The sequence below is a fragment of the Magnetospirillum sulfuroxidans genome (genome assembly GCF_018224925.1).
Classification (GTDB): domain Bacteria; phylum Pseudomonadota; class Alphaproteobacteria; order Rhodospirillales; family Magnetospirillaceae; genus Magnetospirillum; species Magnetospirillum sulfuroxidans.
Genome location: NZ_JAGTUF010000021.1, coordinates 1 through 17,652, shown reverse-complemented (window position 1 = coordinate 17,652; position 17,652 = coordinate 1). Strand labels below are relative to the sequence as shown.

Genomic DNA, 17,652 nt, shown 5'->3' with positions numbered 1-17,652 from the left:
TGGGTATGGGAATGATCGCGAGGATACGGACAACCATCGTCACAGCCTGGCTAAGCGTCATCTTGCCGATGACGGCCCAAGCCGCCGATCACGGTGCCGATATCGCCCCCGACATCGCCCGCATCATCGCCCGCGGCACCCTGGTGGTGGCCGCTTACAAAACCGACATGCCGCCGTTCTTTTATATGGATGACCAGGGCAAACCAAGCGGCATCGACGTCGAACTGGCCACCGATATCGCCCAACGCCTGGGGGTCAGGTTAAGCTATGCCCGCATCGCCGACAGTTTCGATCAGCTGCCGCAACTCGTCGCCGAACGCCGCGCCGACGTCGTCATCAGCTATCTTAGCCGCACCCTGCGCCGGGCGGCCCTGGTTCGCTTTACCCAGCCTTATGTGCGATTGCGGCAAGTGCTGATGGCCAGCCGCACCAAGACCGCGCCGTTCTTTCGCGGTGGTGAAAAAATCGAAGCCTTGAATTCCCCCCAAGTCCAGATCGGGGTCGAAGAAGGCAGTTCCTATGCCGATTTCGCCACCGAACGCTTTCCCCAGGTGCAGATCCGCCGCTTTGCCAGCAATGACGATGCCTTGGTGGCGCTCATGGCCGGCCAGCTGCACGCGGTGATGGTCGATGAAGGCTTCGCCACCGCAGTCAATTACCCCATCCCCGGCGCCCCGCGCTATAACGTGCCCGAGGATTGGGGCCTGTACGTGAAAACCTTGCCCTTACCCGGCGCCAGCGACCCCATCGCCATGGCGACCCACCGCGACGACCTGTCGTGGCTGGCCTGGCTGGATACCTATATCGCCGATCGCAAGGATGACGGCACGCTTGACCGCATTCTTAACCGTCATCTCAAGGGCGCCCAACAATGAACCCGGTCCTCCTGCGCTGGCTGACCAGCCCCTGGGCCGTCCTTGGCGGTCTGAGCGCCGGCGCCGTCCTTGGCATCCTGGTTCCCGCCGCCGGCGCCGCCCTGGCTCCGTTTGGCGAACTTTATCTGTCGCTGATGCAGATGTGTGTTCTGCCGATCATCGTCACCGCCATTTCCACCAGCATTGCCCGGCTGCTGATCAGCGACAGCGCCAACGCCTTACCGCGTCTGGCCCTGTTGTTCATTGCGGGCATGGCTCTGACCGCGCTGCTGTCCTTGACCGTCGCCGTCGTCGTCGAGCCTGGAATCGGCTTGGCCATCAATCAAAAGGTCTTCCTGGCCCAGGAAATGCTGCGCCAGGAAGCGCAATCAGCCGGAGGGCCGCAACCCAGCCTTTGGCTGCTGGTGCAAATGATCGTGCCCACCAACATTGTCCGCGCCGCCGCCGAAGGCCACACCTTGGCCCTGTTGCTGTTCTCGCTGCTGCTGGGGCTGGGGCTGGGCAAGCTGGGCAACGAACAAGGCGGCCAAGCCATCGGCGTGCTGGATGCCTTTTACAACGCCCTGGTCAAGGTCATGGGCTGGATTCAGGTTGGCTTGCCCTTTGGTCTGCTGGCGCTGATGGCCAATCACGCCGCCCAAGGCGGCAGCGACATGTTCATTGCCCTGGGCCGGCTGATCGCCACCATCTACGCCCTGGTGATCGGAATGATCATGGTCCTCACCCTGGTGATTTCAGCCCGCACCGGCATCCGGCCGCTGACCGTGCTGGCCAAGGTGCGCGAACCGTTATTCACCGCCTTTGGCACCGCTTCCAGCATCGCCAGCCTGCCGACGGCATTGCGGGCGGTTGAACTGAAATTGGGGTTGGGCCGCCAAGCGGCGCAGATGGTGCTGCCGTTAGGGGTCAGCCTGTATCCATTGGGCAACGTGCTGCATGTGGTGATCAGTTCGGTTTTCGTCCTTCAGCTTTACGGCTTGCCCATCGGCATCGACGCCGCCTTGCTGGTGATGGTTGGCGGCATTTTGGTCGCCTGCGCCATGACCGGCGCCCCCGGCATCGCCTCGATGACCTTGCTGGCGGTGCTGCTTTCGCCCTTCGGCGTACCGGTGGAAGTGGCCATCGTCTTGCTGATCGCGCTAGAGCCGGTGCTTGACCCGCCGCTGACCCTGCTCAACGTTTATGGCAATATCGCCGCCGCCGCCATCTTGGGCGGCAAGCGAACGGGTTTGATCGCCACCCCCGCCGCTTAGGGGAAATGGTGACCGATTAGGATTTGTCATGCGTCTGGGCAGCAGCATTGTCCGCAAATATTTTCTGATTTCCCTGCTTGGCTCGGTCGTGCCCATGGTCATCGTCGGCGCCCTGTACGATCGCTATGCCAGCGCCCTGCTGGAGCAAATCACCGGCGAACGCCTGACCGCGCAATTGTCGGCGGTGGGCAGCAAGCTGGGATCATTTTTCGACGGTCGCATCTATCAGATCGAAACCCTGTCCAACTACCCGACCATCCCCGCCTTTGCCGCCGCCGGCATCGACCCTGGCGGCGAAGCCAGCACCTTGCTGCGCATCGAGGCCGACATGCCCGATTTGTACGGCATCTTGTTTTTCGCCGCCGATGGCGGCTTGGTTCGGGTGGTGGCCGGACAAGCGGCGTCGGGGCCGCCCTACTGGTCCGATCAGCCGTTTTCCGTGCGCGACATGCCGGTCACCAAGGCCGGCGACCTTGAAATCATCGGCCCCGCCCCGCCCCAAGACGGCCAATCCGGCTGGTTCCTGGTCCGTCAAACCCTGCGCAACCAGCATAACGGCCAAAGCGCCGGCACCATCGCCTTGCATGTGCGTCTGGCCTCGGTGACCGAATTGCTGGGCGGATCGTCGCTGGCCGGGATCGTTCAGCCGATCTTGAAGACGCCGGCAGGCTATTTCGACGCCTTGGGACTGGCGGTGATTCCCGGCCGCCAAATCGTCGCTGGGCCGGAATTCCTGCCCGGCTGGCAACCTTTGCTGGTCATCGACCCGGACCAGCTCCTCAGTCCCTTCGTCGCCGCCCGCCAGGGCCTGTATCTGGCCGCCATCGTCGCCGCCACGGTGATCGTGGTGCTGTTCGCCCGTCTGGCCAGCCGCCTGCGCCATCGGGTCGAGCCCTTGACCCACGGGGCCGAGGCGGTCGCCGCTGGACGCCTGGATTACCGTATCGCCGTCGAAGGCGATGACGAGATCGGCAACGTCGCCAAAGCCTTCAACGTCATGGCCACCCGCCTGCAAGACACCATGGACCGGATGTTGCGGGTGGAACGATTGGCGGTGCTGGGCGAATTCGCCACCGGCGTCGCCCACGAAATCCGCAACCCCCTGGCCACCATCAAGACCAGCGTCCAGGCTTTGGCCCGTGGCGAAAAAGATCACGAGCGGCTGGACCTTTTAGAAGACGTGGGGGCGGAAATCGACCGGCTGGCACGGGTGATGGATGACGTTTTGGCCTTTGGCCGCCCGCATCCGCCGCAGACCATCGCCTTGCCCATGGATGATCTGCTGAACCGCCTGCTGCGGCTGATGACGCCGCTGGCGGCGGAACGCCAGGTGACATTGTCTATCCAAGGCGACAGCCGGCTGGTCATCCAGACCGACCGCGACCAGATCATTCAGGTCATGCTCAATCTGGTCATCAACGCCGTGCAGGCGGCGCCATCGGGCAGCCGGGTGACGGTGACCGCCGACGCCGACGGCTCCGCCCACGCCTTGTTGCAGGTCGAGGACCAGGGCGGCGGCATTCCCGCCCATATTCTGCCGCGCGTAACCGCGCCGTTCTTCACCACCAAGCCGCAAGGCACCGGTTTGGGGCTGGCCATTTCCCGGCAATTGATCGAGCTGAACGGCGGCGCCTTGGATATTCACAGCCGGGCCGGCCACGGGACCAGGGTCCAGGTCCGCCTGCCGCTAGCGGGAGAACGCGCATGAGCGCATCGGTGCTGATCATCGACGACGAAGCGGCGCTGGTGCGTTCGCTCAGCTTTGCCCTCAAGGGCGAGGGCTACATCGCCCATGCCGCCCACAGCGGAACCGAAGGCCTGGCCCTGATCGCCCGCACCGAGCCGGCAATCGTGCTGCTGGATCTGCATTTGCCGGATATGTCGGGCATGGAGGTGCTGGAACGCCTGCACCAAAGCAATCCCGATTTGCCGGTGATCATGATTTCCGCCCACGGCGACACCCGCGCCGCCGTCCGCGCGGTGAAGCTGGGGGCCGCCGATTATCTGACCAAGCCGTTCGAGCTGGATGATTTGTTCCACGTCATCACCTCGGTGCTGGAACGCGAACGACTGACCAGCGAAATCGCCTTTCATCGCCAGGGCGCGGTGCAAAGCGCCGGTACCCTGATCGGGTCCAGCCCGGCCATGCAGGCGCTTTCCGACACCATCCGCCTGATCGCCGCCTCGAATTCCGCCCGCGTGCTGCTGCTGGGCGAATCGGGAACCGGCAAGGCCCTGGTGGCCCGCGCCATCCATAGCCTTAGCCCCCGCGCCAACGGCCCGTTCATCGAAATCAACTGCGCCTCGCTGCCCGAACAACTGATCGAGGCGGAATTGTTCGGGGTGGAAAAAGGCGCCTTTACCGGCGCCCACCAAAAGCGGGTCGGTCTGGTCAGCCTGGCCGATAGCGGCACCTTATTCTTGGACGAAGTGGGCGAATTGCCGCTGCTGTTACAGGCCAAGCTGCTGCATTTCCTCGAAAACGGCGATTACCGCGCCCTGGGATCGGGGCGGACGCAAAAGGCCGATGTGCGGGTGGTCGCCGCCACCAACCGCGATCTGCAAGATGAAGTCCGCCGCGGCCGGTTCCGCGAGGATTTGTTCTATCGCCTGAACGTGATCCATATTCCGCTGCCGCCGTTGCGGGCACGCGGCGATGATATTTTAGTGCTGGCGCAAAGCTTCGCCGAACGCTTCTGCCGCGAGGAAAATGTCAGCCAAATCCGCTTCGCCGCCGAGACCGAACGGGTGTTGCGCGCTTATCCCTGGCCCGGCAACGTCCGCGAATTGAAAAATCTGGTGGAACGGCTGACCATCTTGCGGCCCGGTCAAACCATCCACCCCGCCGATTTACCCGCCGACATGAGCGCCACCAGCTTTCCCGCGCCGGCGGTCATCACCGCCGTCTTGGCCGATGCCGAACGGATTTTGCTGGAAGACGCCTTGCGCGAAGCCGGCGGACAAAAGGGCCGGGCGGCCGAGGTTCTGGGAATTTCCCGCCATGCCCTGAAACGGCGACTGCAACGCCTGGGCATGGACTGAGCGGAAACCGCTCAAGCCCCCGCGCATGATGCGCGGAAACCGCTCGCGATCATCTCTTTTCCAATTGTGAAAACGCCACTTTCCGCGGATTTTCCAGGAAAATGGCGATTGGCACGGCCTTTGCGCTTCCTGGTTCCAAAAGCGCCGGGCCGATCATCGAACGGAACCGGACATCGGGAGGTCGTCTTGTTGGCATATTCGTGTGCGCGCCGTGGCGCGGCAATCGCTTGTCTTGGCATTGGCATCATCGGCGGGACGTGGTCCGCGCCGGCGCTGGCCCGTGTCGAGCTGGGCTTGCCGGCGACCCAGGCGCAAGTCACCATCGGCTGCCTGTACCCGATGACCGGCCGCGCCGCCATCTACGGCAAGGACAGTGTCGCCGGCATCAAGCTGGCTTTGGCCGAACTGGCCGCCGAAGCCGATGCCCCGCGTCTGCGGGTGATCGTCGATGACGACCGCTCCAAAGCCTCTTATGCCGTGCGCATGGCCGAGGATTTCATCGCCCACGACAAGGCCCGCTTTTTGTGCGGCATGGTCAGTTCCGGCGTCGCCCAAGCGGTCAGCAAGGTGGCGCTGAAGAACAAGGTGGTGATGGTCGGCACCGATCACGCTTCGTCGCGGCTGACCATCGAAGGGCTGCACCCTTATTATTTCCGCGTCAGCAACGATTCCTATACCTCGATGGCGGCTGGCGCTCGTTATCTGGCTGAATTGCAGAAAAAGACCGGGTGGAAGCGGCTGGCCTATATCGGCCCCGATTATGATTACGGTCATGTGTCGTGGAGCGACTTCCAAAGCAATCTGGAACATTTGGGCGTGCGCTATGAAAGCGTCGGCATGTTCTGGCCGAAATTATACGAGCCGGATTACTCCGCCTATATCCAGGCCATGTTGAAGGCCGAGCCCGACATCGTCGTCACCTCGTTGTGGGGCGGCGACTTCGTCGCCTTTCTCAAACAAGCGCGCACCACCGATTTCTTCACCCGCATCCGCCTGGCCAATTTCGATACCGGCGGCAATTACGAGGTCATGTTGTCCCTGGGCGACAAGCCGCCGCCGGGTCTGATCTTGTCGGCCCGCCACCATAACAACTGGCCGGACACCGACACCAACCGCCGTTTCGTCGAGACCTTCCGCCAGGCCGAGGGACGTTTCCCCACCTACGCCGCCGAAGGCGCCTATAGCGGCATCATGGCCATCGCCCGCGCCGTCACCAAAGCCGGCGGCGCCACCGACATGGGGGCGGTGATCACGGCGCTGGAAGGCCTGGAACTGCACCTGCCCGAGGATCCCGACGGCTTTAACTCGTTCATTGATCCCGACACCCACCAGATCGTCCAGACCCAAGCGGTGGGCGAAGTGGTGGCCAATACGGCCTATCCACCAGCCAAGGTCATGCTGGGCAAATGGACGGTCTATGGGGCCGAGGACTTGCGTCCTTTGCCCGAACTGGTCCGCTCTCGACGCGCCAAGGCCGCCGGGGCGGTTGAACTTATCGAATGACAGCAAACTAGACTGGGAGGTCTTCGTGAAAAGATTGAAGCACATCGTTCGGCCCATGGCCGTCGCCACCATTGCCGCCGCCGCCATCACCGCCGTCGCCAGCCCGTCCGTCGCGGCTGAGAACGGCAAATTCCGCCTTGGCGTCGTCACCTTTCTGTCCGGCGGCGCCGCCGGGCCGTTCGGCGTACCGTCCATCAATGGCGCCAAACTGCTGATCAATGCTCTGAACGAAGGCAAGGTTCCCGGTCCTTACGGCCAAAAGGGCATCAACGGCCTGGAAATCGAAACCGTCGTCATCGATGAAAACGGCGGCGCCACCAAGCAGGTGGAAGAATTCCGCAATCTGGCCGAACGCCACAAGGTCGATGCCGTCGTCGGCTATATCTCGTCGGGCGATTGCCTGGCCATTTCGCCGGTGGCCGAGGAACTGAAGGTTCCCACCGTCATGTTCGATTGCGGCACCTCGCGCCTGTTCGAAGAAAACAAGACTCCGCGCTACGTCTTCCGCACCGGCCTGGATGCCGCCATCGACAATATCGGCGCCGCCCGCTATGTCGTCGACACCAACCGCAAGACCTCGGCCGTGGCCAGCATTCAGCAGAACTACGCCTGGGGCCAGGATTCGTGGGCCGATTTCCGCGCCGCCTTGACTCAGCTGAAGCCGGAAACCAAGATCGCCACCGAACAATTCCCCAAGCTGTTCCAGGGCCAGTACGGCGCCGAGATTTCGGCCATCGCCGTTTCCAAGCCCGACGTCATCCACACCAGCTTCTGGGGTGGCGACATGGAAGCCTTTGTTCTGCAGGGCGCCGCCCGCGGCCTGTTCGACAAAAGCGCCGCCATCCTGACCTGCGGCGAATCGGCGCTTGACCGTCTCAAGGGCCAGGCCCCCAACGGCCTGATCCTGGGTGCCCGTGGTCCGTTCGGCGCGTTCGCCCCCAAGAACGAATTGTCGGAATGGTTCCACAAATCCTATGTCGCCCAAGTCGAAATGGCGCCGTCCTATCCGGCCTATAAGATGGCCCAAGCCATCCTGGGTCTGAAGGCCGCCGCCGAAAAGGCCGCCGCCGGCAAGACCGGCATCGTGCCGGAAAAGGAAAAGGTTCTCGACGCCTTCACCAACCTGACCTTCGAATCGGTGTCGGGCACCGTCGCCATGTCCCGCGCCAACGGCCACCAGGCCCTGCAAGGCATCAGCTATGGCGAATACCGCTATGACGCCAAGACCAAGCAGGCCAGCCTCGCCAACGTCAAATCCTATGCCGGCGATTGCGTGACCCCGCCCGACGGCACCACCGCCGCCGAGTGGATCAAGGCCGGTTTCCCCGGCGCCAAGTGCGGCAACTAACCTGATAGCGGGGGGCGGCTTGCCGTCCCCCACCCCAGGACCCGGCCAACATGCCGAAGGATAAGGCATGAACGTCGGGGCCTTGCCCCCTGCCCGCATGCGGAGACTAACCGACATGACCACCTTTTACGCCATCTTGATGGACGGGATGATCTACGCATCCTGGCTGTTCCTGGTCGCCGCCGGCCTGACCGTCATCTACGGGGTCATGCGGATCCTGAACATGGCCCATGGCAGCTTCTATGCCATTGGCGCCTATAGCGCCGCCTCTTTGGTCGGCTGGTACTTCTCGAGCAACGGCGAAGCAAACCCCTATTGGAGCTATGCCATCCTGGTCGGCTGCGCCTTGCTGGCCGGGTTGGTGGTCGGATTTGTCATCGAGCAAGGCCTGTTGCGCTTCATGTACAAGCGCAACGAATTGCTGATGGTGATCGTCACCTATGCCTTGCTGCTGATCTTGGAAGACGCCACCAAGCTGGTCTTCGGCGTTGATCCCTATTTCACCTATCAGCCTTATTCGTTGCTCGGACGCTCGATGATCGGTGAATTGGCCTTCGCCAATTACGATCTGGCCCTGGTCGGCGCCTCGGTGGTGGTCGGCGGGTTGTGCTGGTTCGTCCTCAACCGCACCCATACCGGCAAGGTGCTGCGCGCCGTCATCCATGACCGCGAAATCGCCGTCGCCATGGGCGTCAACGTCCGCCTGATGTTCGCCGGCACCTTCATCGTCGGCACCACCTTGGGCGCCCTGGCCGGCGCCTTGACCGCGCCGTCCATCTCGGTTTCGCCCGGCATCGGCGTCGAGGTCATCGTCTTGGCCTTCGCCGTGGTCGTGGTTGGCGGATTGGGCAGCATCGAAGGCGCCGTGGTCGGCGCCCTGCTGGTCGGTCTGACCCGATCCATGGCCGTGCATCTGGCTCCTGAAATCGAGCTGTTCGTCATTTACGGCGTCATGTCGCTGGTCCTGGCGGTTCGCCCGCAAGGCCTGTTCGGACGCACCGTGGCAAGGAAAATCTGATGACCTACATCGATCGAACCGGGCTGTGGCTGATCGCCACCGCCGCCATTCTGGTCGCCGGGGCCTTTGTGCTGCCCCATTGGCTGACCTTCATCCTGACCTTGGCCCTGGCCAAGGCCCTGGTGGTCCAAGGCGTCGTCGTGCAGATGCGCGCCGGGCTGGTGTCGTTCGGCCAGGGATTGTTTTTCTGCGTCGGCGGCTATGCCATCGGCCTGGGCGGCAATCTGCTGGGCATCCATGACGCCTTTGCCCTGTTGGCCTTGGGCTTGGTCGCCTCGGTCGGGTTGGCGGCGGTGATCGGCCTGCTGATGACCCGCTACCGCGATATCTTTTTCGCCATGCTGTCCCTGGCCTTGTCGATGATCTTGTTCGGCGTCCTGGTCAAAAGCCAGACCCTGGGCTCGACCGACGGCTTCAACGTCCATGGCGTGTCCTATCTGGGCGTCACCTTCGACGGCGCCAATCAAAAGATCGCCGTCTACATCCTGACCGTGGTGGTCTCTTGCGCCTGCGCCTTGTTCTTGTACCGCAGTCAGCATGCCGGCATCGGCCGGGTGTGCGAGGCGATCCGCGAGAACGAAATCCGTGTCGAGTATCTGGGCCTGTCGCCGCGCTGGATCTTGTACGCGCAATATCTGGTGGCGGCGGCGGTATCGGCGCTGGGCGGCGGCCTGACCGCCCTGGCCACCGGTCATATCGACCCGGAAATGGCTTTTTGGACCACCTCGGGCGAATTCGTCTTCATCGCCCTGCTGGGCGGCACCATGCATGTGGCGGCGCCCTTCGTCGCCGCCGTGCTGTTCGCCTTTGTCCGCACCTACGCCATCGAGTTCACCCCGCACACCTGGCAGATGATCCTGGGCCTGGTGCTGCTGGGCATCATCATCTTCCTGCCCAAGGGCCTGTGGAGCCTGGTCAGCCGCAACCGGAGGGTCAAGGCATGAGCACCCCCATTCTTGAAACCAAGGGCCTGTGCCGCAGCTTCGGCGCGGTCATCGCCGCCAAGGACATCAATGTTCGCATCGAAGCGGGCGAAGTGGTCGGAGTCATCGGGTCCAACGGCGCCGGCAAGACCACCTTCATCAACATGGTGACCGGCTATCTGCCGCCATCATCGGGCGACATCCGCTTCGAAGGCCATACCTTGATCGGCAAGGCGCCGCGCAAGATCATCCGCATGGGCATGGCCCGGTCGTTCCAGGTGGCGCAATTGTTCCCTGAGCTGTCGGTGTTGGAAAACATGCTGATCGCCTTAGTTGCGGCGGAAAGCCCGCGTCCGTCGTTCCTCAATCCGGTCTCCACCCCGGCGCGCCTGCGTCAGGCCGACGAGATCTTGACCGAATTCGGCGTCGAACGGTTCCGTGATTCCCTGGTCAGCGCCGTGCCGCAAGGCGCGCGCAAGCTGATCGACATCGCCATGGCCCTGATCGGCACGCCGCGCATGCTGTTGCTGGACGAACCCACCTCGGGCGTGTCGGTCGAGGAAAAGTTCCCGCTGATGGATACCGTCATGCGCGCCGTTCGCCATCACGGCGTCACCGTGCTGTTCGTCGAGCACGACATGGAAATCGTCGAGCGTTATGTCAGCCGCGTCCTGGCTTTTTATAGCGGCGAAATCATCAGCGACGGCATCCCGGCCCAGGTGTTCGCCGACAACCGCGTGCGCGAACTGGTCATCGGCCACGGCCACGGCGCCCCCGCCAGCGAAAAAAGCAGGAGCAAGGCATGACCCTCAGCGTCCGCAACCTGAACGTCCGCATCGAACAGATCCCGGTGCTGCGCGACGTCGCCTTTGACGTTCCCGAAGGCGCCATGGTCGGTCTGGTCGGCCGCAACGGCGCCGGCAAGACCACCTTGCTGCGCTCGATCATGGGATTGTTGCCGGTGGAATCCGGAGCCATCACCATTCACGGCACCGACGTCACCGCCGTCCCCGGCCACCGCCGCGCCGGCATGGGGGTCAGCTATCTGCCCGAAGACCGACGGCTGATCCCGCAATTGACGGTCGAGGAAAACATCCTGCTGCCGGCCTGGGCCAACGGTTTGGCCGATTTTCCCACCCGGCTGGAATGGATTTATGGGCTGATGCCCGAGGTCGCCGATTTCCGCGCCCGCCGCGCCCTGCAATTGTCCGGCGGCCAGCAAAAGCTGGTGGCGTTGGCCCGCGCCCTGATGCCCGGCCGCCGCCTGCTGTTGCTGGACGAGCCGTTCGAGGGCGTCGCCCCGGTGCTGTCGCGCCGCCTGACCGAGGTCATCGGCCGGCTGCGCCAGGAAGGTTTGTCGGTGATCTTGTCGGAATCCGATGCCGTCCATTCCGCCGATCTGGTCGACAGCGTCTATCGCATTGAACGCGGCGTCGTCACCGCCGGCACATCAGGGAGTGAAAACCCATGACCAATTTCGTTTTCGAAACCACGCCGCGCATCATCTGTGAAACCGGCGCCGCCGCCAAGCTGGGGACGCTGGCCGCCGAATTGGGCCTGCGCAAAGTTCTGCTGGTCACCGACAAGGGGCTGGTTCAGGCCGGCATCCTTGCCCCGGTGCTTGACGGTTTCGCTGCCGCCAAGGTCGCCGTCGAGGTATTTTCCGACGTCCAGGCCGACCCGCCGGAAGCCTCGGTCGATGCCGCCGTCGCCAGCGCCCGCACCGCCGGCATCGACGGCGTCGTCGGCCTGGGCGGCGGTTCGTCGCTGGATACCGCCAAGCTGGTCGCCCTGCTGGCCGGCAATCCGCAAGCCTTACCCGACATCTATGGCATCGGTCTGGCCAAGGGGCCGCGCCTGCCGCTGATCCAGGTGCCGACCACCGCCGGCACCGGCTCCGAGGTCACCCCCATCGCCATCGTCACCACCCCCACCCACGAAAAAAAGGGTGTGGTCTCGCCGCTGCTGTACCCGGACATCGCCGTGCTGGACGGCGCCTTGACCACCGGCCTGCCGGCGGCGGTCACCGCCATGACCGGCATCGACGCCATGGTTCACGCCATCGAAGCCTTCACCACCCGCCACAAGAAAAACCCGCTCTCCGACGGATTGGCGATCAAGGCGCTGGAACTGCTGTTCTTCAACATCCGCAAGGTCATCGCCGACGGCGGCGATTTGGATGCCCGCAACGCCATGCTGCAAGGCTCGATGCTGGCCGGCATGGCCTTCGCCAACGCCCCGGTCGCCGCCGTTCACGCCCTGGCCTATCCGCTGGGCGGGCATTTCCATGTCCCGCATGGCCATTCCAACGCCCTGGTCCTGGTGCCGGTCCTGCGCTTCAACGCGGAAGTGGCCCGCCGCTCTTATGCCAAATTGGCGGCAATCATCCTGCCCGGGCAGGTCTTCGCCTCCGCCACCGAGGCAAGTAACGCCTTCATCGACGCCATGGACACGTTGGTGGCGGAAATGCCCTTTGCCCAGCGCCTGCGCGATGTCGGCGTCAGCGAGACCGATCTGCCGATGATGGCCAAGGACGTCATGGCCATTCAGCGCCTGCTGATCAACAACCCCCGCGACGTCACCGAGGCCGATGCCCTGGCCTTGTACCGATCCGTCTATTAAGGAAGCCCTTTCATGGCCGCCAAGAACGAGACGCGGGCCGATTACGCCCACTTCCTGCCCATCCCCACCCGGTGGATGGACAACGACGTCTATGGTCACGTCAACAACGTCCAGTATTACAGCTATTTCGACACCGTGGTGAACCAGTGGCTGATTGAACAAGGCCTGTTGGATTACATCAACAGCACGGTGATCGGTCTGGTCATCGAAACCTCGTGCGCCTATTTCAGCTCGCTCGCCTTTCCCGACGTCGTCCAAGCCGGCTTGCGCGTCGCCCATCTGGGCAACAGCTCGGTCCGCTACGAGGTCGGGCTGTTCCGCAACGACGACAATACCGTCTCGGCCGCCGGCCATTTCGTCCACGTCTATGTGGACCGCGCCAGCAACCGACCGACGCGGGTGCCCGACGCCATGCGCGCCGCGCTCCAAACCCTGATGCTTCCCGCTCACGCCTGACCCCCAAGGACATTCGATCATGCAGCTTTCCGATCCGTCCCTGTTGCGCGCCCAAGCCTATGTCGGCGGCGCCTGGGTGGACGCCGATTCCGGCGCCACCTTCCCGGTCTCCAATCCCGCCGATGCCAGCCTGATCGGCGCCGTGCCCGACATGGGCGCGGCTGAAACCGCCCGCGCCATCGCCGCGGCCAATGCCGCCTGGCCGGCCTGGCGGGCCAAGACCGCCAAGGACCGCGCCAACATCTTGCGCAAATGGTACGATTTGATCTTGGCCAATGCCGACGATCTGGCGGTGCTGATGACCACCGAACAGGGCAAGCCGCTGGCCGAGGCGCGCGGCGAGGTGGTCTATGGCGCCAATTTCCTTGAATGGTTCGCCGAGGAAGCCAAGCGCGTCTATGGCGACACCATTCCGGCCCACGGCGCCGACAAGCGCATCCTCGTCCTTAAGGAACCCATCGGCGTCGTCGCCGCCATCACGCCGTGGAACTTCCCCATCGCCATGATCACCCGCAAATGCGCCCCGGCCCTGGCCGTCGGTTGCCCGGTGGTGGTCAAGCCGGCGGAAGACACGCCGTTATCGGCTTTGGCCTTGGCGGTGCTGGCCGAACGGGCCGGTGTGCCGGCGGGAATTTTCAACGTCGTCACCGCCCGTCACGGTGCCGCCATCGGCGGTGAACTGACCGGCAACCCGCTGGTGCGCAAATTGTCCTTCACCGGCTCGACCCAGGTCGGCAAATTGCTGATGAAGCAATGCGCCGACACGGTGAAAAAGGTCAGTTTGGAACTGGGAGGCAACGCCCCGTTCATCGTTTTCGACGACGCCGATCTTGATGCCGCCGTGCAAGGGGCCTTGGCCTCGAAATACCGCAATGCCGGCCAGACCTGCGTTTGCGCCAACCGTCTGCTGGTGCAAGAAGGCGTCTATGACGCCTTTACCGCCAAGCTGGCGGCGGCGGTGGCGGCGTTCAAGGTCGGTCCCGGCCTGGGCGGCGACAGCCAACAAGGCCCCTTGATCAACCAGAACGCGGTGGAAAAGGTCGAACGCCTGATCGGCGACGCCGTGGCCAAGGGGGCCAAGGTGGTGCTGGGCGGCAAGCGTCACGCCCTGGGCCACGGCTTTTTCGAACCGACCATCCTGACCGAGGTCACCCCTGACATGGACGTCGCTCGCCAGGAAATCTTTGGCCCGGTGGCGCCGCTGTTCAAATTCAAGACCGAGGCCGAGGCCGTGCGGATGGCCAACGACACCGAATTCGGTCTGGCCGCCTATTTCTATGCCCGTGACATCGCTCGGGTGTGGCGGGTGGCCGAACAGTTGGAATACGGCATCGTCGGCATCAACGAAGGCATCATCTCGACCGAAGTCGCCCCCTTTGGCGGCGTCAAGGAATCGGGTATCGGCCGCGAAGGCTCGAAATACGGCACCGATGATTTCGTCGAAATCAAGTATCTGTGCCTGGGCGGCATCAAGTAAGGAGAGACGCCATGACGGCTTTTACCTTCCGCACCGCGCCGCGGATTATCTCCCAGATCGGCGGCTTGGCGCAATTGGCCAGCCTGTGCGCCGATCTGGGCATCACCCGGCCGCTGATCGTCACCGATCCCGGCATCGTCGGGTGCGGCATCGCCGCACGGGCCATGACCGTGTTGAACCAAGGCGGGTTGAGCCCCGCCCTGTTCGACAAGGTCGCCGCCGATCCGCCGGTGGCCATGGTTGAAGCCGCCGTGGCTTTTGCCCGCCAGTCCCAGGCCGATGGAATCATCGGTCTGGGCGGCGGCTCGTCCTTGGACACGGCGAAGGTGGTGGCGCTGCTGACCCGCTCGACGCAAGGTATCACCGAAATTTTCGGCACCGACATGGCCATCGGCGGCCGGTTGCCGCTGATCCAGGTGCCGACCACCGCCGGCACCGGCTCTGAAGTCACCTGGGTCTCGGTGGTCACCAACGAAGCGCACGAAAAGAAAGCGGTCTATACGCCGCAATTGTTGCCCGATATCGCGTTGCTGGATGCCGAACTGACCGTCGGCATGCCGGCCAAGGTGACGGCGGCCACCGCCCTGGACGCCATGGTTCACGCCATCGAAGGCTTTACCAGCCGGACCCGCAAGAACCCCATGGCCGATTGCTTCGCGCAAAAGGGGCTGGCGCTGCTGGCCACCCACTTGCCCCGCGTGCTGGCCAATGGCGGCGATCTGGAATCGCGCGCCGCCATGCTGGAAGGCTCCATGCTCGGCGGCATGGCCTTCGTCAATGCCTCGGTCGCCGCCATCCACGCCTTGGCCTATCCGCTGGGGGCTCGCTTCCATGTGCCGCACGGCCATTCCAACGCCATCGTCATGGGGCCGGTCTTGCGCTTCAACCTGCCGGCGGCCGAAAGCCTGTACGCCCAACTGGCCCCCTGCCTGTTGCCCGGCCAAAGCTTCGCCACCCCGGCGGCGGCGGCCGAAGCCTTCGTCACCGCCATGGAAGCCATGGCCGGCTGGGGCGGGCTGGAAACCCGGCTGTCCGCTCTGGGGGTCACCGCCGACGACATCCCGTCCATGGCCGAGGAAGTGGTGACGCAAATCCAGCGTCTGATCGCCACCAATCCCCGGCCGATGAGCCATGCCGATGTGTGCGAACTGTATCGTCAGGTGCTGTAATCCCGGCCGCCCTTTGAAATGATCCGTTCCGGCTGCCGGCAAGCCCGAGCGGCATTTGAGCCGGCCGTCTCGGCATGAACTGATCCAACGGATCAGTTCATTGGCCGGGCGGTAAAAACCGCCTTTATCCCTGAGAAGGACCGCCGAAGCTGACCGAGCGGGTATCGTCTTGGACGAACCCGCCGCTCATCTTGATGAAGGCTTCGGCGGTCAACATGGCATCAAGCAAGGCGCCGTGATGCTGGAACCGATCCGAGCGGTCGATCCACAGCCGATCACACAAAACATCCAGCGATCCGGGAACGCCGGGAAAAAATTGCCGTGACAAATTCTGCGTGCAGACGAAATCGCTGCTGCCGAAGATCACCTCGTCGAAGCCGCAGCGTCCAACGCGGGCATATTCGAAATTAAGGAAATCCATTTCGTTGACGGCGCTATGGGCCAGCAAGACATCCTGGCCGATGAAATCCTCGAATTCATCAAGAACGTCACGAAACAGCGGGGCATCCTTCAAATCCGCCTGGGTGATGCCATGGATGGCGATCGAGGCCTTGGCGATGGGGCCGCCGGGCTGAATCCGGCGCTGCCAGCTTTCCCCGGTCTTCCAGCCGTCACCGTCGCGCAGCACTTCCAGGCAGCCGATCTCGATGACAATGCCGGGCAGTTTCATCCCTTTGGGCATTTTTTTGATCTCGGCCGCGCCGGGAATGCGAAACCCGGTGGTTTCGGCGTCGATGGCGACCATGCGCCCGACATCCGCCAGATCGTCCAATGTCAGCATGCCCTCATTCCCCCTTATTGGCGTAGGTCCGCACTGTAACAGATTGCCTGCCGCCCCGATCACGGCAGAATCACCGTATCCATATGTTTCAGGCGTCGCCACAGCTTTAAGCCGGTACACCAACCCCCTGTTTCCCGCCTTCACTTATTCATCTATCATATGCCGAAATTATGCCAAACCCTTCCCTTCAACCAAACAAAAACACGGAGATACATCATGGCAGGCGTCGATGTCGGCGAGATTCAAGAGAAAATTGAAGAGCTTGGCGACAGCAAAAACAGCAAATGGAATGCCATTTACATCTCATTCCTGGCTGTTCTTCTTGCCGTTTGCGGCCTCGGCGGCGGCAATAATGGTGAAGACATGATGACATCCGTCATCAAAATGAGTGATACCTATAATTATTTCCAAGCCAAGAATGCTCGGCAAACTTTATACAAGATCAGCGTCGATCAGATGAATCTGATGCTGGTCACCCAACCCACCATGCCGGCGGCCGCCCGTGCGGAAGTTCAAGCCAAGATCGATCAGTACAAGGCCACGATTCAGCGCTACGAATCCGACCCGAAAGAAAATGACGGCAAAAAAGAACTGCTTGAACAAGCCAAGGCATTCTCTGATCAGCACAGTGAATCCGTTAAAATCGATCCGTATTTCGACTTTTCCGAAACATTGTTTCAGATCGCCATCGTCTTAATGTCGGTATATTTGATTACCGGCCTGCGATACATCATGTTGGGCAGCTATGTGACCGGTGGAATGGGCTTATTTCTGCTGGTCGATGCCTACACCTTGTTCCTTGAGCTTCCCTTCCTTTAACAGGCGACGCGCAGGACAAGGCAAGCCGTGCCTCATGTCAAATCCCCGTGCGTGAAACGCATGGGGATTTGGTTAGGGCGTGGCCGAAGGGCATGTGGATGGGTCGCTTGTATAGGCTGATATCCCCCGGGTTTTAAGCCGCGAAAGATAGCACGGGTAGGCATTGGCCCAGGCATAACCGCGGACATCCGCAATAATTCCAGGGACGTTGTTAATTCCAGCCTCGGCGATGTAGATATTTTTTGTTTTAAGTTCCGTCATGACGGCATTCAAGAAAACCATATCCGTCACTGGACTTGCCCGGAAAGAGTGGAGAGCGTTTCTCTGTCTATGCAGCTTCGGCCTCGAAGCGGCACGGGCTTTTAT

Annotated in this window: 17 protein-coding genes; 15 read left to right on the top strand and 2 right to left on the bottom strand. The window is 62.7% G+C overall.

What is annotated here, in order from left to right; genetic code table 11:
* The first annotated feature begins 11 nt into the window (after positions 1–11).
* From KEC16_RS16445 to KEC16_RS16380, 14 genes are all read left to right on the top strand, one after another.
* On the top strand, positions 12–875 hold the full coding sequence (locus tag KEC16_RS16445) for an ABC transporter substrate-binding protein (protein ID WP_211550931.1): 864 nt from the start codon (positions 12–14) through the stop codon (positions 873–875).
* Entirely contained in the window at positions 872–2,128 is a 1,257-nt protein-coding gene (locus KEC16_RS16440) for a dicarboxylate/amino acid:cation symporter (RefSeq protein WP_211550929.1), read from the top strand. Before KEC16_RS16445 ends, KEC16_RS16440 begins: the two co-directional genes overlap by 4 nt.
* Positions 2,129–2,156: 28 nt before the next feature.
* Positions 2,157–3,836, top strand: a complete 1,680-nt coding sequence (locus KEC16_RS16435) for a sensor histidine kinase (RefSeq protein ID WP_211550923.1) — start codon at positions 2,157–2,159, stop codon at positions 3,834–3,836.
* Positions 3,833–5,170 (top strand): sigma-54-dependent transcriptional regulator, encoded by a 1,338-nt coding sequence (locus KEC16_RS16430; RefSeq protein WP_211550922.1) that lies wholly within the window; start codon positions 3,833–3,835, stop codon positions 5,168–5,170. The genes KEC16_RS16435 and KEC16_RS16430 overlap by 4 nt, the downstream gene beginning before the upstream one ends.
* 189 nt (positions 5,171–5,359) lie before the next feature.
* Positions 5,360–6,673 carry an ABC transporter substrate-binding protein gene (locus tag KEC16_RS16425; protein ID WP_249209263.1) on the top strand — a complete coding sequence of 438 codons (1,314 nt, stop codon included), beginning with the start codon at positions 5,360–5,362 and terminating at the stop codon, positions 6,671–6,673.
* A 25-nt stretch (positions 6,674–6,698) separates the two neighbouring features.
* Entirely contained in the window at positions 6,699–8,021 is a 1,323-nt protein-coding gene (locus KEC16_RS16420) for an ABC transporter substrate-binding protein (protein WP_346344115.1), read from the top strand.
* Between the two features lie 67 nt (positions 8,022–8,088).
* Complete coding sequence (locus KEC16_RS16415) at positions 8,089–9,039, top strand: branched-chain amino acid ABC transporter permease (protein WP_249209262.1); 951 nt, start codon at positions 8,089–8,091, stop codon at positions 9,037–9,039.
* Positions 9,039–9,983: a branched-chain amino acid ABC transporter permease gene (locus KEC16_RS16410; protein ID WP_211550919.1), complete on the top strand. Its 945-nt coding sequence runs from the start codon at positions 9,039–9,041 to the stop codon at positions 9,981–9,983. The genes KEC16_RS16415 and KEC16_RS16410 overlap by 1 nt, the downstream gene beginning before the upstream one ends.
* On the top strand, positions 9,980–10,768 hold the full coding sequence (locus tag KEC16_RS16405; protein ID WP_211550917.1) for an ABC transporter ATP-binding protein: 789 nt from the start codon (positions 9,980–9,982) through the stop codon (positions 10,766–10,768). Before KEC16_RS16410 ends, KEC16_RS16405 begins: the two co-directional genes overlap by 4 nt.
* Positions 10,765–11,433, top strand: coding sequence for an ABC transporter ATP-binding protein (locus KEC16_RS16400; protein WP_211550915.1), 669 nt, complete (start codon positions 10,765–10,767; stop codon positions 11,431–11,433). Before KEC16_RS16405 ends, KEC16_RS16400 begins: the two co-directional genes overlap by 4 nt.
* On the top strand, positions 11,430–12,584 hold the full coding sequence (locus KEC16_RS16395; protein ID WP_211550911.1) for an iron-containing alcohol dehydrogenase: 1,155 nt from the start codon (positions 11,430–11,432) through the stop codon (positions 12,582–12,584). Before KEC16_RS16400 ends, KEC16_RS16395 begins: the two co-directional genes overlap by 4 nt.
* A gap of 12 nt (positions 12,585–12,596) precedes the next feature.
* Positions 12,597–13,040 (top strand): acyl-CoA thioesterase, encoded by a 444-nt coding sequence (locus KEC16_RS16390; RefSeq protein WP_211550909.1) that lies wholly within the window; start codon positions 12,597–12,599, stop codon positions 13,038–13,040.
* Between the two features lie 19 nt (positions 13,041–13,059).
* Positions 13,060–14,517 (top strand): succinate-semialdehyde dehydrogenase, encoded by a 1,458-nt coding sequence (locus KEC16_RS16385; protein ID WP_249209261.1) that lies wholly within the window; start codon positions 13,060–13,062, stop codon positions 14,515–14,517.
* Positions 14,518–14,528: 11 nt separating this feature from the next.
* A complete protein-coding gene (locus KEC16_RS16380) occupies positions 14,529–15,686 on the top strand; it encodes an iron-containing alcohol dehydrogenase (RefSeq protein WP_211550907.1) in 1,158 nt (385 codons plus the stop codon).
* 124 nt (positions 15,687–15,810) lie between these two features.
* On the opposite strand, the gene KEC16_RS16375 is transcribed toward KEC16_RS16380, so the two are convergent.
* The gene (locus KEC16_RS16375; RefSeq protein WP_211550905.1) at positions 15,811–16,467 is read right to left on the bottom strand and encodes a 3'-5' exonuclease; all 657 of its coding nucleotides are present in this window, start codon (positions 16,465–16,467) and stop codon (positions 15,811–15,813) included.
* Positions 16,468–16,683: 216 nt separating this feature from the next.
* On the opposite strand from KEC16_RS16375, the gene KEC16_RS16370 reads away from it, so the two are divergent.
* Positions 16,684–17,286, top strand: coding sequence for a DUF4337 domain-containing protein (locus KEC16_RS16370; RefSeq protein WP_211550903.1), 603 nt, complete (start codon positions 16,684–16,686; stop codon positions 17,284–17,286).
* Between the two features lie 72 nt (positions 17,287–17,358).
* On the opposite strand, the gene KEC16_RS16365 is transcribed toward KEC16_RS16370, so the two are convergent.
* Positions 17,359–17,652: hypothetical protein (locus tag KEC16_RS16365; RefSeq protein WP_211550901.1), on the bottom strand; the 294-nt coding region annotated here is incomplete at its 5' end.

Bases quoted from the DNA above. Each gene is read 5' to 3' on its own strand.
- KEC16_RS16445 (WP_211550931.1), top strand. From the start codon at position 12: ATGATCGCGAGGATACGGACAACCATCGTCACAGCCTGGCTAAGCGTC.
- KEC16_RS16440 (WP_211550929.1), top strand. From the start codon at position 872: ATGAACCCGGTCCTCCTGCGCTGGCTGACCAGCCCCTGGGCCGTCCTT.
- KEC16_RS16435 (WP_211550923.1), top strand. From the start codon at position 2,157: ATGCGTCTGGGCAGCAGCATTGTCCGCAAATATTTTCTGATTTCCCTG.
- KEC16_RS16430 (WP_211550922.1), top strand. From the start codon at position 3,833: ATGAGCGCATCGGTGCTGATCATCGACGACGAAGCGGCGCTGGTGCGT.
- KEC16_RS16415 (WP_249209262.1), top strand. From the start codon at position 8,089: ATGAACGTCGGGGCCTTGCCCCCTGCCCGCATGCGGAGACTAACCGAC.
- KEC16_RS16410 (WP_211550919.1), top strand. From the start codon at position 9,039: ATGACCTACATCGATCGAACCGGGCTGTGGCTGATCGCCACCGCCGCC.
- KEC16_RS16405 (WP_211550917.1), top strand. From the start codon at position 9,980: ATGAGCACCCCCATTCTTGAAACCAAGGGCCTGTGCCGCAGCTTCGGC.
- KEC16_RS16400 (WP_211550915.1), top strand. From the start codon at position 10,765: ATGACCCTCAGCGTCCGCAACCTGAACGTCCGCATCGAACAGATCCCG.
- KEC16_RS16395 (WP_211550911.1), top strand. From the start codon at position 11,430: ATGACCAATTTCGTTTTCGAAACCACGCCGCGCATCATCTGTGAAACC.
- KEC16_RS16390 (WP_211550909.1), top strand. From the start codon at position 12,597: ATGGCCGCCAAGAACGAGACGCGGGCCGATTACGCCCACTTCCTGCCC.
- KEC16_RS16385 (WP_249209261.1), top strand. From the start codon at position 13,060: ATGCAGCTTTCCGATCCGTCCCTGTTGCGCGCCCAAGCCTATGTCGGC.
- KEC16_RS16380 (WP_211550907.1), top strand. From the start codon at position 14,529: ATGACGGCTTTTACCTTCCGCACCGCGCCGCGGATTATCTCCCAGATC.
- KEC16_RS16375 (WP_211550905.1), bottom strand. From the start codon at position 16,467: ATGCTGACATTGGACGATCTGGCGGATGTCGGGCGCATGGTCGCCATC.
- KEC16_RS16370 (WP_211550903.1), top strand. From the start codon at position 16,684: ATGGCAGGCGTCGATGTCGGCGAGATTCAAGAGAAAATTGAAGAGCTT.